The organism is Microbacterium salitolerans (assembly GCF_019720895.1).
Taxonomy (GTDB): Bacteria; Actinomycetota; Actinomycetes; order Actinomycetales; family Microbacteriaceae; genus Microbacterium.
Genome location: NZ_JAHKSH010000001.1, coordinates 491,215 through 507,689, shown reverse-complemented (window position 1 = coordinate 507,689; position 16,475 = coordinate 491,215). Strand labels below are relative to the sequence as shown.

Genomic DNA, 16,475 nt, shown 5'->3' with positions numbered 1-16,475 from the left:
CGGCGGCCCGTCTCCGGGCACGCCGAGCACCGCTCCCGCAGAGGCGGGTGGCGAGCGGGCGGGATCACGCTCCCGCGGGCGACAGACGGCCGCCGGTCAGGCGGCGCGAGGGATCACGCGTAGCGGATCATGATGTCTCCGTACGAGCTGTGCGCGTGGAGTTCGAGGGTCGGGTCGTCGTGCTCCGGGGCGCCGGAGGACTCGAGGCTCGAGCGCACGGATCCGTGCTTCGTGCGCGCGTCGAGCCAGACCGCCGTGCCAGCCGGAACGCCCACGGTGATGCCGCCGTAGGCCGTCTCGAGCCGCGCATGCGGGCCCGAGATGTCGGCGACGCGGATCGCGCCGTAGCCGGACTTCGCCGTGAGGCGTCCGCGGACGCGGCCGACCTCGAGAGATCCGCTGCCGGCCTCCAGTGAGGCGTCGCCGCGGACCTCGGTGACGGCGACGTCGCCGGCCGAGCTCGTGATGCGCACATCCCCGTCGACGGCGTCGACGCGGACGGCGCCGGCCGAGACCCGCATCTGAGCGGATCCCCGCACGCGCCCGATGCGGACGTCTCCGGCCGAGCTGCGGACGGCGACGTCGCGCGCCTCGCCGATCTCGACCACGCTGGCGCTGCCGTCGTAGCTCACGTCGCCCAGTGCGCCTTCGGCGCGGATGGACCCGTGGCCCGTGAGGTCGACGGACGTGCCCTCGGGGACCTCGACGGTCACCTCGACGGATCCGTTCGCGCCGATGAAGGGCCACTTCGCGGCGCTCGTGACGCGGACGCCGCTCGCGGAGCGGTCGATGCGGGTGCGCGACGCCATCTCGCGGTCGCCGCGGCGGTCAGGGTTCGACGGTTGGATGTCGACGGCGATGTCGTCCCGGTCGGCGACCCGGACGAAGACGGACCCCCAGGCGATGTCGAGGTCGAGGGTGAGCGCTGTTGCGGTGGTCATCGGATCCATCCCGTGATGTGGGGGGCGCGCGCCTGACGCGCGGCGCCCGAGGAGTCGAGAGCCGATCCGACGGCGCGGACCAGCCAGGCGTTGAGCGAGATGCCGTCAGCCGCCGCCGCCTCTTCGGCGCGCGTCTTGAGGTTCTCGGGGAGGCGGATCGTCGTGCGGCTCGTCGCGCCCTCGTCCTCGACGGGCGTCGAGGGACGGGCGGGAGCCAGGGCGTCCGCGGTCTCGGCGGATCCCGAGACGGCGAACTCGATGTCGCGCCCCCTGAGGCGCGCGTCGACCGTGATCGACGCGGCCTGCAGGGTGATCTCGCCCGCCGCCTCGGAGAGCGCCTCGAGGATGGCGAGGCGTGCGGCCGGCTCGACGCTCGCGGCGAGGAGCTCGGCCGCGCGCTGCGTGGCCTCGTCCCCCGCCGAGGCGGCGAGGGCGAGCTGGCGCTGCAGTTCTGAGACGTGTGGCGTGATGTGCATGACACCACTATGACGTCATTTTGACACCACCGTCAACACCCCGACGAGAAACTCTCAGGTTCCCCGTGCACGCGAAAGGGCGCCGGAGTGGTGTCACCCCGGCGCCCGCGTGCTGTCAGTGCGGTGTCAGCCCCAGACGCGGTCCGCGATCTCGACCACGTGGCGCACCTTCGCCCACTGCTCGTCCTCGGTGAGCACGTTGCCCTCCTCGGTCGACGCGAAGCCGCACTGCGGCGACAGCGCGAGCTGCTCGAGCGGCGCGTGCTCGGCGGCCTCGCGGATCCGCTGCTCGATCTCGACGGCCGACTCGAGCTCGCCCGACTTCGACGTCACGAGGCCCAGCACGACGGTCTGCGCACCGGGCTTGAGGAAGCGCAGCGGCTCGAATCCGCCCGCGCGATCGCTGTCGTACTCGAGGAAGAAGCCGTCGTACGTCGTGTCGAACAGGTGCTCGGCGATCGGCTCGTAGCCGCCGGAGGAGATCCACGTCGACCGGAAGTTGCCGCGGCAGATGTGCGTCGTGACGACGAGATCGTCGGGCTTGCCCTCGAGCACGCGGTTGAGGATGTCGCGGTAGCGCTCCCCCAGCCCCTCGGTCTCGATGCCGCGCTCCGTCTTCGCCCGCTCGAGCTCCGACTCGCTGCAGAGGTAGGCCCACGCGGTGTCGTCGAACTGCAGGTAGCGGCAGCCCTCGGCGTAGAACGCGGCGATCGCGTCGCGGTACGCCTGCACGAGGTCGTCGACGTAGTCGTCGCGGGTGTCGTACTCGCTCGCGACGAGATTGTCGGGCTCGACGCGGAAGTCGAGCACGGTCGGCGCCGGGATCGACTGCTTCGGCGTCACACCCGCGGCCTCCGCGAGCGGCTTGAGCGCGCGCCAGTGCGCGAGCATCGGGTGGTCTCCGAACGCGATGCGGCCGTTGATCTGCACGGCCTTCTGCTTGGTCTGAGCACCCTGGAACGGCAGGCCGTGATCGGTCTCGATGATGTCGACGCCATCGAGCCCTCCGAAGAAGTCGAAGTGCCACCAGGCGCGACGGAACTCTCCGTCGGTCGCGACCCGCAGCCCGCTCTCCTGCTGGCTCGTCACGAGCGCGGCGATCTGCTCGTCTTCGACAGCTCGCAGCTCGTCCGCCGACAGGGACCCGTCGGCGAACTGCGTACGAGCCCGCTTGATGGCATCAGGGCGAAGGAAGGATCCGACGATGTCGGCGCGATACGGAGGGTTCACACTCATGCGATCCACGTTAGACGGCGCAGGGATTCCGACCCGCCGACAGCCGACACGCGCGGACACATCCGTGCCCCGCGTGCCCCTCGCGTGGGATCCTCTCGTGCGCTACATTTGAGTCATTCAATTCTTCGCAGGGCGACTCCGTCGTGCCGACGAAGCGGAAGATCTTCCTCGTTCCGATCCACATCGAAAGGCGATCATGACCGAGAGCACTGGCACCTGCCCCTTCGGGTACGGCGACGGCGACGCGACGTCGACCAGCATCGCGGGCGACGAGCCCCAGCACGGCGAGAACACCGCCGCGCGCGTGCACCCCACCATGGGCAATCCGAACACCGAGTGGTGGCCCAACAAGCTGAACCTCAAGATCCTCGCAAAGAACCCCGCCGTCGCGAACCCGCTGGGCGAGGACTTCGACTACTCCGAGGCCTTCGAGAGCCTCGACCTCGCCACCGTCAAGGCCGACATCGCCGAGGTCCTCACGACGTCCGTCGACTGGTGGCCGGCCGACTTCGGCCACTACGGCCCGTTCATGATCCGCATGGCCTGGCACTCCGCCGGCACCTACCGGTCGCACGACGGCCGCGGCGGCGGCGGCGCGGGCCAGCAGCGGTTCGCCCCTCTCAACTCGTGGCCCGACAATGTGTCGCTCGACAAGGCGCGCCGCCTGCTGTGGCCCGTCAAGAAGAAGTACGGCCAGAAGCTCTCCTGGGCCGACCTCATGATCCTCGCCGGCAACGTCGCGCTCGAGACCATGGGCTTCCCGACCTTCGGCTTCGGCGGCGGCCGCCCCGACGTGTGGGAGGCCGACGACGACGTCTACTGGGGCCCGGAGAAGGTCTGGCTCGACGATGAGCGCTACACGGGCGACCGCGACCTCGAGGCTCCCCTCGCGGCCGTGCAGATGGGCCTGATCTACGTCAACCCCGAGGGCCCGAACGGCGAGCCCGACCCCGCGCGGTCGGCCGTCGACATCCGCGAGACGTTCAAGCGCATGGGCATGGACGACGAGGAGACCGTCGCCCTCATCGCCGGTGGACACACGTTCGGCAAGACGCACGGCGCGCACCTCGACGACCAGCTCGGCCCCGACCCCGAGGCCGCCCCCCTCGAGAACCAGGGCCTCGGCTGGAAGAACGGCTACGGCACCGGCAAGGGCGACGACACCGTCACCTCCGGCCTCGAGGTCACCTGGACGTACCACCCCACCCGCTGGGACAACGAGTTCTTCCACATCCTCTACGCGTACGAGTGGGAGCTCATGGAGTCCCCCGCCGGCGCGAAGCAGTGGCGCCCGGTCCAGAATGGCGGCGACGGCCTCGTGCCGATGGCGCACTCGGACGGCACGCGCGAGCCGCGCATGCTCACGAGCGACCTGGCCCTGCGCACCGACCCCGAGTACGACCGCATCTCGCGCACGTTCAAGCAGGACCAGCAGGCGTTCACCGACGCCTTCGCCCGCGCCTGGTTCAAGCTGACCCACCGCGACATGGGCCCCAAGGCCCGCTACCTCGGCCCCGAGGTCCCCGCGGAGGACTTCGACTGGCAGGATCCGCTGCCCGAGCAGACGGCCGCGACGGACGACGCCGCGATTCAGAAGGCGAAGCAGCTCATCGCCGAGTCGGACCTCACGGTCGACCAGCTCGTCTCGACGGCGTGGAAGGCCGCGGCGACGTTCCGCAGCTCCGACAAGCGCGGTGGCCCGAACGGCGGCCGCATCCGCCTCGAGCCCCAGGTCAGCTGGAAGGTCAACCAGCCCGAGAAGCTCACGCCCGTGATCGCGAAGCTCGAGAACATCGCCGACCTCTCCGGCGTCTCGTTCGCCGATGTCGTCGTCCTCGCCGGCGGCGTGGGCGTCGAGCAGGCGGCGACGGCCGCCGGCGTCGAGGTCGAGGTGCCCTTCACGCCCGGCCGCGTCGACGCGACGCAGGAGCAGACCGACCTCACGCAGTTCGCGTGGCTCGAGCCGGTCGCCGACGGATTCCGCAACTACGACAGCGGCTTCCTGAAGCTCCCCAGCGAGTACCTGCTGCTCGATCGCGCCAACCACCTGGGCGTGTCCGCCCCGCAGATGACCGCCCTCGTCGGCGGCCTGCGCGTGCTCGGCGCCAACTGGGACGGTTCCGACCTCGGCGTGTTCACCGACAAGCCGGGTGCGCTCACGAACGACTTCTTCGTGAACCTGCTCGAGCTCGGCGTCGACTGGACGCCCGACGCCGAGCAGAAGACGTACACGAGCACGTCGGGCTTCACGGGCAGCCGTGTCGACCTCGTGTTCGGCGCCAACAGCGAGCTCCGCGCCGTCGCCGAGGTCTACGCGTCCGACGACGCGAAGGTGAAGTTCGTCCACGACTTCGTCGCCGCCTGGGTGAAGGTCATGGAGAACGACCGCTTCGACCTGCAGAACTGAGGTCAGCACCGGAGAGGGCCGTCCCGCATCGCGCGGGGCGGCCCTTTCGCTGTGCCGGGCTGGGATCTCCGCGAGGCCTGCGTGAGGCCGACGTGCGGGGTGTTCGTTCGCGGCGCACCCTTGACCCCACATGCGGGGCGGAATACGTTCAAGGCTGGAAAGCGCATTCCTCCCCCATCGGTCACACGCAATCAATGGAGATTCGAACCGAATGTTGAAACGATCCAATTCTCGCTCGAAAGCAGGCCTGGCCACGCTGGCCGCCGGCGCACTGGCGGTCGGGCTCGGCCCGGTCGCGACGGCGACGGCCGCGGACGGACCGGCAGACCGGTTCTTCGATTTCCAATGCGCGGACGGCCCGCTCGCGGCCGGACATCAGGAAGTCGAGCCCGGCACCACCTACGACGCCTCTCTCGGATTCGGCCTCGAGGCGGCGCTCGCCGACGATCAGTGCCGCGTGCGCGGCGGCGATGATCCGGCGGGTCGAGACTTCCTCCTGCCGACCAGCAGCAGCCGTTTCCTCGTCGATCTGCCCAACGGCGTCTACACCCTCGTTCTGCACACGGGCGACGGCATCGCATCGAGCAACACGGGCATGATCGCGAATGGCGTCGAGCTCGACGCCCGCAGCCCGGGGTCGGGCGTCATCGCCGAACGCTGGCTCGAAGACGTGGAGGTCACGGACGGACGGCTCGACGTCCGGTTCACCGGCTCGTCCATCCGCGCCAACGCGCTCGAGGTCCTCACGCCCGTCGAGGTGCCGTCCGACCTGCGCGCCGAGGTGAGTGCCGACCTGACGCCGACCGTCGACCTCGCCTGGGCGCCTGCTGACGGCGCGGTGGCCTACCGCGTCTACCGGTCCGAGGACGGAGGGGATCCGGTCGCGCTCGGCGACACGGTTGGATCCGCGACCTCGTGGACCGACGACGGCGTCGCTCTCGCCCGCACCTACACCTACTCGGTCGTCTCGCTGGCAGAGTCCGGCCGGGAGAGCCGCCACTCCGAGCAGCAGACGGCAGAGGTCGTCGACCCGGAGGTCGCTCCGCCCGCCGCGCCGTCAGACCTCCGCGTCGAAGAGACCACGCTTCGGTGGAGCGCGGTCGACGGCGCGTCGGCCTACGACGTGTTCCGCGCCCGCGGGGAGCGCGAACCCCAGTTCGTCGAGCGCATCGACGGCACCGAGTGGGTCGATGAGCATGTCGAACCGACCGTCGCCTACACGTATCAGGTCGCCGCTGTCGGCACGGGCGGGCGCTCGGAGCGCAGCGCCGCCGCTGACCTGCCGGCCTCGGTGCAGCTGACGCGACAGGCGGAGCGCCTGGAGCGCGCCCCCGTGGCCGTCGCATCGGACGAGGGCGTCTACGTGGGCTGGCGCCTCCTGGGCAGCGACGACGCGGACACCGCGTTCCACGTCTACCGGGACGGCGAGCGCATCACGGATGAGCCGATCGTGGACAGCACCGACGTCGTGGACCCCGACGGCACGACCGACTCCACGTACCGCGTGAGCACCGCCGTCGCCCCCGACGCTCCGAAGAAGAACCCCGGCCGCGGGTCCGGAAAGAACGCGGGTGGTCTCGTCGAGCACTGGGCCAGCGCCGAGTTCGGCGTGCAGGACGGCCAGGCGCTCGACATCCCGCTCGACAAGCCGGCGGGCGGCACCACTCCGGACGACGTCGAGTACACCTACCGCGCCAACGATGCGTCCGTCGGCGACGTGGATGGCGACGGCGAGTACGAGTACATCGTCAAGTGGGATCCGACGAACTCCCAGGACAACTCCCGTTCGGGACACACCGGCAACGTCTACGTCGATGCGTATGAGCTCGACGGCACGCAGCTGTGGCGCATCGATCTCGGCCGCAATATCCGCGCGGGGGCTCACTACACCCAGTTCCAGGTGTTCGACTACGACGGCGACGGCCGGGCCGAAGTCATGATGAAGACGGCCGACGGGACGACCGATGGCGGAGGCGCGGTCATCGGCGACGCCAGCGCCGACCACCGCAACTCGCGGGGATACGTGCTCGACGGGCCGGAGTTCCTGACCGTCTTCGACGGCGCCACGGGTGAGGCCGTCGACACGATCGACTACGTCCCGGGCCGCGGCGACCTCGGATCCTGGGGAGACAACTACGGCAACCGCGCGGACCGCTTCCTCGCCGGCACTGCCTACCTCGACGGCGAGACGCCGAGTGCGATCTTCGCCCGTGGGTACTACACCCGCGCGGTCGTCGCCGCATTCGACTTCGACGGCTCGACCCTGACCCAGCGCTGGGTCTTCGACTCGGATGAGGCCGGATCCGAGTACCGCGGTCAGGGCAACCACAGTCTGTCCGTGGCGGACGTCGACAGCGACCAGAAAGACGAGATCGTCTACGGATCCATGACCCTCGACGACGACGGCACGGCGCTCTACAACACGGAGCTCGGCCACGGCGACGCCCAGCACGTCGCCGATGTCGATCCGGCACGGCCCGGGCTCGAGGTCTTCTCGGCGCACGAGGATATGGCCCGATCCGGCAACCTGGGCGCGACGCTGCGCGATGCGGGAACCGGTGAGATCCTCTGGAGCATCCCCGCCGACCGCGACACGGGTCGTGCGGCGATGGGGGACATCGATCCGCGCTATGAGGGCGCCGAGTCGTGGGCCGTCGGCCGCGATGCCGCCTGGAACTCGCCGGCGGGGCAGCTGCGTTCGGCGTCCGGCGAGCTGATCACAACGAACATCCCCGCCGCGAACTTCCTGACGTTCTGGGACGGCGACCTGCTGCGCGAGATCGGCGACCACGATTTCGATGACGACAGCGGTGTCGGCGTGCCGACGATCGCCAAGTGGGATTGGGAGACCGATCAGTCGATCGAGCTGTACCGGGCGGAGGGGACGTTCACGAACAACAGCACCAAGGGCAACGCCTCTCTGCAGGCTGATCTGTTCGGCGACTGGCGCGAGGAGATCGTCACACGCACCGAGGATTCGTCGGCGCTCCGGATCGCCACCACGGTGATCGACACGGAACACCGTCTCTTCACGCTCATGTCGGATTCCCAGTACCGCCTGGCGGTCGCCTGGCAGAACACCGCCTACAACCAGCCCCCGCACACGTCCGACTTCATCGGCGACGGCATGGACGCTCCGGAAGCGCCGCGGCAGGCCTACACCACCGGCGCGCCGGAGGCCGAGCGGGTGCCGGGTCCGGCGACCGAGGCACCGGGTGCGGTCACGGTCGACGTCGAGGACGCCGAGGACGGGCGGCTCCGCGTCGAGGCGTCGATCGCCGAGGGCGAGTCGAACGCCTCCGCGTTCCGGCTGCTCGTCGACGGGGTCATCGTCGCAACGGCTGACGTCGTGGACACCAGCCCGTCCGATCAGCAGGTCACGCTCGAGCACACGGGGATCGACGCCGGAGAGCACGAAGTGCAGGTCGTCGCGGTGAACCAGCACGGCGACACCTCGAGCAAGGTGCTCTCGGTGACCGTCAGGTAGGCCGCCCGCGCCACCGTAGGGTCCACGCCTCGGAGAAGCCGTCTCCGGGGCGTGGACCTCCGCCCGCCGGCTGCGTCCTTGCTATGCCTCGAGTCGCCGAGGCGTCAGCCACACGGCCAGCGCGAGGCCGACCGCTCCGCCCACCAGCTGCGCCCCGATGAAAGGGATCGCGGAGATCGGGGCGATGCCCGCGAACGTGTCGCTGAACATGCGGCCGACCGTGATGGCGGGGTTGGCGAAGCTCGTCGAGGCCGTGAACCAGTAGGCCGCGCCGATGTACGCGCCGACCGCCGGCGCCGCGAGCGCGCCGCGGCCCGTGCGCACGAGCAGGAAGATGACGGCGACGAGACCGGCCGTCGCGACGACCTCGCTCAGCAGATTCGACGGAATCGCGCGTTCCTTCGTCGACCAGCTCACGGCGGCCTCCGCGAACATGAGATTCGCGAGCACGGCGCCCGCGACGCATCCGACGATCTGCGTCGGGATGTACGCGCCGGCCTGCCGCCACGTCTTGCCGCCCATGACGGTGTCGGCCAGCGTCACGACGGGGTTGAAGTGCGCGCCGGAGGCGGGCCCGAACATGACGATGAGCACCGCGAGCCCGAACGCCGTCGCGATCGCGTTCTCGAGCAGCTGCAGCCCGACGTCATCCGACAGGTTCTGCGCCATGATGCCGGACCCGACGACGATCGCCGCCAGCAGAGCGGATCCGACGAACTCGGCGGTCAGCTCCCGCGGCAGCGTCAGGCGGTCGGCCTGGATCGCGGGTGCGTCGGGGGTGACCTCCGTCACGGGGCGAGCACCTCGCCCACGCTCTCGAGCGCACCGGGGACGAGGGCGTAGTAGGCCCACGTGCCGCGCTTGGTGCGCGAGAGGAACCCCGCATCGGTGAGGATCTTCAGGTGGTGGGACACGGTCGGCTGACTGAGGCCGACGGGATCCGTCAGGTCGCACACGCAGGCCTCGCGCCCCTCCGACGCGGAGACGATCGACAGAAGGCGCAGGCGCGTCGGGTCGGCGAGCGCCTTGATGCGGGCAGCCAGGCTCACCGCATCCGCGGCGCTCAGCGGCTCTCGGACGAGCGGCGCGCAGCAGGTGGCGGGATCCGCCTGGTTCAGCACGGGTAGTTCGGTGGCCATACATCGAAGTTAGTCGATATTGACAGATGTCGATAGAGGAGGCCACGATGGATCCATCGACGTTCTTCGATAGAAGAGGATCCCATGACGCTTCTCGACCTCACCCCGCGCATCCACGCCGGCACGCGCCTCGACTCGCTGCCCGTGGCGATCATCGGCGCCGGTCCGATGGGGCTCGCCGCGGCGGCCCACCTCGCGCGCCGCGGCATCGCCTTCACCATCCTCGAGAAGGGCGACACGATCGCCGACGCCGTCCGGCAGTGGGGTCACACGCGTCTGTTCTCGCCGTGGCAGCACCTCGTCGACGACGAGGCCGCCGCGCTCCTCGCGGACGACGGCTGGGAGGCGCCCGCCCCGACCGTCGCACCGAGCGGATCCGACCTGGTCACGCAGTACCTCGAGCCGCTCGCCGCGCACCCCGCGATCGCGCCGCACATCCGCCTCGGCAGCACCGTGACGTCGGTGTCGCGCGAGGGCATGGACCGCACGCGCACGCAGGGTCGCAGCCAGAAGCCGTTCGCGCTGCGCATCACGTCGGCCGACGGCTCCGCCGCCGACGTCCCTGCGCGTGCTGTGCTCGACGCGTCCGGCACCTGGAGCCAGCCGAACCCGCTGGGCTCGAGCGGCATCGAGCCGCTCGGCACGGACAGCGTGCGCGATCTCATCGTGCCCGCGCTCCCCGACGTCCTGGGCCGCGATCGCGACCGGTTCGCCGGCCGCCGCACGACCGTCGTCGGGGCCGGCCACTCCGCGGCGAACACGCTCATCGCCCTCGCCACGCTCGCGCGGCTCGAGCCCGGCACGCATGTGACCTGGCTGATCCGCAACGCGCAGGCACAGCGCGTGCAGACGGCCGATGACGAGCTCGAGGGCCGCGGCGCCCTCGGATCGCGCGTCGAGCAGCTCGTCGCGTCCGGCCGCGTCGAGGTCGTCGACTCCTTCGAGATCACGTCGCTCGCACGTCAGGGCGACGGCGTGCGCGCCACCTCGACGACAGGCGAGAAGCACGACGCCGACCTCCTCGTCGCGAACACGGGCTTCCGCCCCGACCTCACGCCGCTGCGCGAGCTGCGCCTCGACCTCGACGACATCGTCGAGGCACCCCGTCGCCTCGCCCCCATGATCGACCCGAACGAGCACTCGTGCGGCACCGTGGATCCGCACGGGTACCGCGAGCTCTCGCACCCGGAGGCGGGCTTCTTCATCGTCGGGATGAAGAGCTACGGTCGCGCACCGACGTTCCTGCTCAAGACGGGATACGAGCAGGTGCGCTCGGTCGTGGCCTGGATCGCCGGCGACGCCGAGGCCGCCGGACGCGTCGAGCTCACCCTGCCCGCGACGGGCGTCTGCAACGTCGACGGCGGCTGCTGCTGACGTGCGACGCGCCCTCGCCGCGCTCTGCGCCTCGCAGCTGATCAGCTGGGGGATCCTCTACTACTCGCTCCCCGTCGCCGCCGATGCCATCACGAGCGACACAGGGTGGAGCGCGTCGGCCATCATGGGCACGCTCACGGCGTCCATGCTCGTGCAGGCCGCCGTCGCGGTCCCCGTCGGCCACGCGATGGCCCGCTGGGGCGCGCGCGTCGTCATGTCGGTCGGCACGGCGGTCGCGGTCGTCGCGCTGCTCGCGGCCGCCGGCTCCCCGACCTTCTCGCTGTTCTTCGCGTCGTGGCTCCTCGCGGGCGCGGCGATGTCGATGACGCTCTATCAGGCCGCCTTCACGGCCGCGAACGCGTGGTTCGCGCCGAAGCCGGTCGCCGCCCTCACGACGATCACGATCTTCGGCGCACTCGCGAGCACGATCTTCGCGCCGATCATCAGCGCCCTCGCTGACCCGCTCGGATGGCGGCTGACCTACGTCGCCCTCGCGATCGTCCTCGCCGCGACGGTGCTGCCGCTGCACGCGTTCGCGCTCCTTCCGCACCGCACCCGATCCCGCGAGGACCGGCGCGCGACGGCCGCGGCCGACCGCGCCGAGGTGCGCGGCACGCTGCGCTCGCTGCCGTTCATCGCCCTGACAGTGGCCGTCTCGCTCGGGATGATGGGCGTCGCCGCGGCGAACCTCAACCTCATCCCCTTCGCCCAGGAACGCGGCCTCACGCACGCGATCGGCGCGCTCGCGATCGGCGTGTGCGGCGCCGGCCAGATCATCGGCCGCCTCGGCTACCCCGTGATCGCGCGGCGGATCCCCGTCATGCCGCGACTGCTCGGATCCCTGCTCTTCTCCGGCGCCGCCGTGCTGGGGCTCGCGCTCCTGCCGAGCCCCGCGTGGCTGCTGCTGATCCTCGCCGGCCTCATCGGCGCGGCACGCGGCATCACGACGCTCATCATGGCGAGCGGCATCAGCGAGCTGTGGGGCCCCCGCCACTACGCCGTGCTCGCGGGATACCTGTCGACCCCCGTCGCCGTCGCGGGCGCGGTCGCGCCGTGGGCCGGATCGCTCACGGCCGAATGGACCGGCAGCTACGGAGCCGCATTCGTCCTCCTCGGCGCGGCGACCCTCGCGAGCGCAGCGCTGCTGATCCCCGTGCTGCGGCGGCGCGCGCCGACGCCGGCGACGCAGCCTGTCAGCATCTGACGCCCACGGCCAGCGCCCAGTCCGCGCAGCAGCGGGCTCGCCATCCCGCCTGCCGCCGATGCACGGCGACGGCAGAAGCCGTCGATCTTCCCGCGGAGGCCACAGGGCACACGGCGATCGCGGCGAACTGCCGCACTCCTGTCCGGCCGTCAGCGGCGCAGGTCCGCCCAGAGGTCGCGCACGCGGGCGTCGATCTCGTCGCGCACCTCGCGCACACGCGGGAGCGGCGCGGTCGCCGGATCCTCGAGGTCCCAGTCCTCGTAGCGGATCCCCGGATACACGGGGCACGCGTCGCCGCACCCCATCGTGACGACGACGTCGGCCGCGCGGACCGATTCGTCGGTCAGCGGCTTGGGGAACTCCGCGCCGAGGGGGACCCCGATCTCGTCGAGCGCGTGCACGATGGTGGGCGAGATCGCGGCGGCAGGGGCGGATCCGGCGGTGCGGACATCGACGGCGGATCCCGCGAGGTGGCGGAGGATCGCGGCGGCCATCTGCGAGCGGCCGGCATTCTTGACGCAGACGAAGAGCACCGAGGGGACACGGCGCTCCCCGGCGGCGAGCGCGTCGAGGCGCTGCGCGGCGAACGATGCGACGCGGGAGGCGAGCAGAGGCTCGTCGCCCGCGGTCTCCCGCAGGAGGTCGGCGCTGCCGGCGACGACCCGTGCGACGATGTCCGTCGAATGCGCCCCGCGATAGCGATCCGCGAGGTCGGTCACGACGCGGTCGAGATCCGGCGCGGCGTGCGGAGCGGATCCGATCGCCTGCCGCACGACGTCGTCCGCGCCGGGGGCGACCGAGAACCACGCGCGCCTGCCATCCTTCTCGCGTATGACGAGGCCGGCCTCGAGCAGCGTGCGCAGGTGATGGCTCACCGTCGGCTGGCGCAGATCGAGCGCGTCGGCGAGCGGGGTCACGCTCATGCGACCGTCGGCCGCGCGGTCGATGAGGCGCAGGATCCGCGCGCGCGTCGGATCCGCGAGTGCCGCGAACGCCGCCTGCCGATCCATAGATCCCACTCTATGCAGGGCCCGGTGACGAGCCTCCGCCACCCGATGTTCACGCGCACGCCTTGCCGAATACATAGATAGCAATCTATGCTTTAACGGACCAAGGAGGCCCCATGACCGACAAGCCCACCGTCCTGTTCGTCTGCGTGCACAACGCCGGCCGCTCGCAGATGGCCGCCGGCTGGCTGCAGCACCTCGCGGGCGACCGCGTCGAGGTGCTCTCGGCCGGCAGCGCCCCGAAGGACCAGATCAACCCCACCGCCGTCGAGGCCATGCGCGAGGTCGGCATCGACATCGCGAACCGCACGCCGAAGGTGCTGACCACCGAGGCCGTCCGCGAGTCCGATGTCGTCATCACGATGGGCTGCGGCGACGCGTGCCCGATCTTCCCCGGCAAGCGCTACGAGGACTGGGAGCTCCAGGATCCGGCCGGCCAGGGGATCGAGACCGTGCGCCCCATCCGCGACGAGATCCGCGGTCGCATCGAGCAGCTCGTGAGCGAGATCGCCCCCGCGGCGTAGGGAATGACCCGATGACCGAATTCACGCACGGCCTCGCCGACGTCACCCCCGTCCTCACGCGCGCTTCCGAGCGCCTCGCGGCGCGCTTCGACGGCATCGTCAGCGCCGAGACCGTCGACCGCGTCGTCTTCGAGTCGTACGCGACGCTCGCGCGCACGGCGAAGATCACCGAGCACCTGCCCGCCCTCGCCGAGCACTTCGCGAGCGATCGCCTCACGGCGCTCGGACAGTCGCGCGGCATGATCGCGAAGCCCCGGCCCGAGATCCTCTTCGTCTGCGTGCAGAACTCGGGGCGTTCGCAGATGGCGGCCACCCTGACGACACTCGTCGCCGGCGACCGGGTTCACGTGCGCTCGGCCGGGTCACAGCCCGGCGAGTTCATCCTGCCCGCAGTGCGCGAGGTGCTCACGGAGCTCGGCGCCGACCTCGAGCAGCGCTATCCGAAGCCACTCACCGACGACGTCGTGCGCGCGGCCGACGTCGTCATCACGATGGGCTGCGGCGACGCATGCCCGCTCTACCCCGGCAAGCGCTACGAGGACTGGGACCTTTCGGATCCGGCCGACCTCGATGTCGACGGGGTGCGCCGTGTGCGCGACGAGATCCGCGATCGCATCGAGCAGCTCGTGAGCGAGATCGCCCCCGCGCCGTAGTCGGGCACGCAGACGGCGGATCCCCGAGAGCAGCACGCTCCGGGGATCCGCTGTCTTCACACGTGCGACGTGCAAAGAAACAGCGAACTGCGAGACGTTCACACACGCAGGACGAGGCGGCACGCCTTGCGAATTCTGAAGAATCACGAATCTTTCTGCCATCTGACCCCGTCGGACCGGTGTGGGCCGGGGGCATGATCGGAAAGACACCCACTGGCACCTCTGCAACGGAGCAACCGTGACCGATCTCCTCGATTCGCCCGCGACCACGATCGCGGACGCCGCCGTCGCCACCGAGACGGCGGGCCACGCGATCGTGCGCACCCTCGAGGAGCACGGCATCCCGCGGGCGTACGTCGTGCCGGGCGAGAGCTTCCTCGAGGTGCTCGACGGCCTGCACGACTCGTCGATCGAGACGATCATCACGCGCCAGGAGGGCGGCGCCGCCTACATGGCCGATGCCGAGGGCAAGCTCAGCGACCTTCCTGGCATCGTCATGGTGACCCGCGGACCTGGCGCCGCGAACGCGCTCGTCGGCATGCACACCGCGTGGCAGGATTCGACGCCCGTCGTGCTGTTCATCGGCCTCATCCCCAAGGAGCATCGCCAGCGCGAGGCGTTCCAGGAGTTCGACATCCACGGCTGGTTCGAGAAGGGCGCCAAGCGCGTCTTCGTGCTCGACTCCGCCGAGCGCGCCAGCGAGATCACGGCCGAGGCGATCTTCGCCGCGCGCTCCGGGCGTCCGGGCCCCGTCGTCGTCGGCCTCCCCGAGGACATCATCCGCGAGCACGTCGCGGTCACCCCGCACCCGCCGATCCCCGTCGCCTCCGGCGGCATCTCGCGCACGGACGCGCACAGCCTGGAAGCGGCGCTCGCCATGGCCGAGAAGCCGCTGTTCGTCACCGGCGGCAGCGACTGGACAGCCGAGTCGTCGCGCCTCCTGACCGGATGGCTCGAGCGCATGGGCATCGCCGCCGCCGCCGAATGGCGCACCGAGGGCGTCGTCGGATACGACTCCCCCAGCTACGTCGGGCCGATCGGCTACGGCCGCCCGAAGCCGACGTACGACCTCTTCGCCGAGACCGACCTCGTCGTCTTCGTCGGCACGCTCCCCGGCGACGTGCTCACGAGCTACATCGCGCGTCAGGACTGGGCGAGCCAGAACTTCATCGTGTCGATGGACGCGCTCATGCGCGGTCGCTCCGGCGCCGTGTCGCACCAGATCGTGTCGAAGCCCGCCGCGTTCGTCCGCGACCTCGTCTCCCTCGACATCGAGGCCAAGCCCGGGTGGGCCGCGTGGACCGCCAAGATGCGCGGCCAGCAGGAGCGGTTCGCAGCGCTGCCCGAACCCGGCACGACGGGTCCAGCTCGCATGGACTCGCTCATGGCGCACCTCGTGCCGCAGCTCGACGACGACGCGCTCATCACGCTCGGCGCCGGCGAGCACACGAATTGGGCCCACCGCTACTTCCCCGTGCGCCGCTACCCCGCCATGGTCAGCGCGGGGAACGGATCCATGGGCTACTCGATCCCCTCGGCCGTGACGGCGTCGCTCGACTTCCCGGACCGCCAGGTCGTGACGATCGCCGGTGACGGCGAGTTCCTCATGAACGGCCAGGAGCTCGCGACCGCGCGCCAGTACGGCGCGAACCCGCTCGTCGTCGTGATGGACAACGCCGAATACGGCACGATCCGCACCCACCAGGAGCGCCACCACCCCGGCCGCGTCTCGGGCACGCAGCTCATCAACCCCGACTTCGCCGCCATGGCCGTCGCCTTCGGCGGCTTCGGCGTGCGCGTGGACGACGAATCCCAGATCCCTCAGGCCATCGCCGATGGTCTGGCGGCCACACGTGAGGGCAGCTTCGCCCTCATCCACCTGATCGTGGAGAAGCGCGCGCAGGCGTACTGATCCGCACATTTCCAATGAAGGAGAGATCATGAACGAGTTCATCTACGACAGCGACGCCGACCTGTTCACGGGACGCCCGCTCTGGTTCGAGAAGCACCCCTCGCAGGCAGAGGGC

General features: G+C 70.6%; 13 protein-coding genes. 7 read left to right on the top strand and 6 right to left on the bottom strand.

The annotated features are described in order from the left end of the window. Positions 1–113: 113 nt before the first annotated feature. The 3 genes from KOL93_RS02150 to KOL93_RS02140 form a co-directional block, all read right to left on the bottom strand. The gene (locus KOL93_RS02150) at positions 114–941 is read right to left on the bottom strand and encodes a DUF4097 family beta strand repeat-containing protein (RefSeq protein WP_221583647.1); all 828 of its coding nucleotides are present in this window, start codon (positions 939–941) and stop codon (positions 114–116) included. Next, a complete protein-coding gene (locus KOL93_RS02145; protein ID WP_221583646.1) occupies positions 938–1,417 on the bottom strand; it encodes a toxin-antitoxin system HicB family antitoxin in 480 nt (159 codons plus the stop codon). The genes KOL93_RS02150 and KOL93_RS02145 overlap by 4 nt, the downstream gene beginning before the upstream one ends. A 126-nt stretch (positions 1,418–1,543) precedes the next feature. Then, complete coding sequence (locus KOL93_RS02140) at positions 1,544–2,653, bottom strand: 5-methyltetrahydropteroyltriglutamate--homocysteine S-methyltransferase (protein WP_221583645.1); 1,110 nt, start codon at positions 2,651–2,653, stop codon at positions 1,544–1,546. A gap of 196 nt (positions 2,654–2,849) precedes the next feature. Between KOL93_RS02140 and katG the strand changes: the two genes are divergently transcribed. Together katG and KOL93_RS02130 are read left to right on the top strand one after the other, a co-directional pair. Then, on the top strand, positions 2,850–5,060 hold the full coding sequence (gene katG / locus KOL93_RS02135) for a catalase/peroxidase HPI (RefSeq protein WP_221583644.1): 2,211 nt from the start codon (positions 2,850–2,852) through the stop codon (positions 5,058–5,060). A 211-nt stretch (positions 5,061–5,271) separates the two neighbouring features. Further along, positions 5,272–8,547, top strand: a complete 3,276-nt coding sequence (locus KOL93_RS02130) for a rhamnogalacturonan lyase family protein (RefSeq protein ID WP_308291514.1) — start codon at positions 5,272–5,274, stop codon at positions 8,545–8,547. An 81-nt stretch (positions 8,548–8,628) separates the two neighbouring features. Here KOL93_RS02130 and KOL93_RS02125 read toward each other — a convergent pair whose 3' ends face one another. Then, the gene (locus KOL93_RS02125; RefSeq protein ID WP_374107096.1) at positions 8,629–9,339 is read right to left on the bottom strand and encodes an MIP/aquaporin family protein; all 711 of its coding nucleotides are present in this window, start codon (positions 9,337–9,339) and stop codon (positions 8,629–8,631) included. Then, a complete protein-coding gene (locus KOL93_RS02120; protein WP_221583643.1) occupies positions 9,336–9,686 on the bottom strand; it encodes an ArsR/SmtB family transcription factor in 351 nt (116 codons plus the stop codon). The genes KOL93_RS02125 and KOL93_RS02120 overlap by 4 nt, the downstream gene beginning before the upstream one ends. 84 nt (positions 9,687–9,770) lie before the next feature. Between KOL93_RS02120 and KOL93_RS02115 the strand changes: the two genes are divergently transcribed. Both KOL93_RS02115 and KOL93_RS02110 read left to right on the top strand, forming a co-directional pair. Continuing rightward, complete coding sequence (locus tag KOL93_RS02115; RefSeq protein WP_221583642.1) at positions 9,771–11,060, top strand: FAD-dependent oxidoreductase; 1,290 nt, start codon at positions 9,771–9,773, stop codon at positions 11,058–11,060. A gap of 1 nt (position 11,061) precedes the next feature. Beyond that, a complete protein-coding gene (locus tag KOL93_RS02110; protein ID WP_221583641.1) occupies positions 11,062–12,264 on the top strand; it encodes an MFS transporter in 1,203 nt (400 codons plus the stop codon). 149 nt (positions 12,265–12,413) lie between these two features. Here the strand turns inward: KOL93_RS02110 and KOL93_RS02105 are convergent, their stop codons facing one another. Then, positions 12,414–13,274, bottom strand: coding sequence for a metalloregulator ArsR/SmtB family transcription factor (locus tag KOL93_RS02105; RefSeq protein WP_221583640.1), 861 nt, complete (start codon positions 13,272–13,274; stop codon positions 12,414–12,416). A gap of 113 nt (positions 13,275–13,387) precedes the next feature. Here KOL93_RS02105 and KOL93_RS02100 point away from each other — a divergent pair, with 113 nt between their 5' ends. The 3 genes from KOL93_RS02100 to KOL93_RS02090 all read left to right on the top strand — a co-directional run bounded on the left by KOL93_RS02100 (position 13,388) and on the right by KOL93_RS02090 (position 16,360). Continuing rightward, positions 13,388–13,795, top strand: coding sequence for an arsenate reductase ArsC (locus tag KOL93_RS02100; RefSeq protein WP_221583639.1), 408 nt, complete (start codon positions 13,388–13,390; stop codon positions 13,793–13,795). Positions 13,796–13,806: 11 nt separating this feature from the next. Beyond that, positions 13,807–14,448, top strand: a complete 642-nt coding sequence (locus KOL93_RS02095) for an arsenate reductase ArsC (protein ID WP_221583638.1) — start codon at positions 13,807–13,809, stop codon at positions 14,446–14,448. A gap of 238 nt (positions 14,449–14,686) precedes the next feature. Then, positions 14,687–16,360 (top strand): thiamine pyrophosphate-dependent enzyme, encoded by a 1,674-nt coding sequence (locus tag KOL93_RS02090; RefSeq protein ID WP_308291513.1) that lies wholly within the window; start codon positions 14,687–14,689, stop codon positions 16,358–16,360. Positions 16,361–16,475 lie beyond the last annotated feature (115 nt).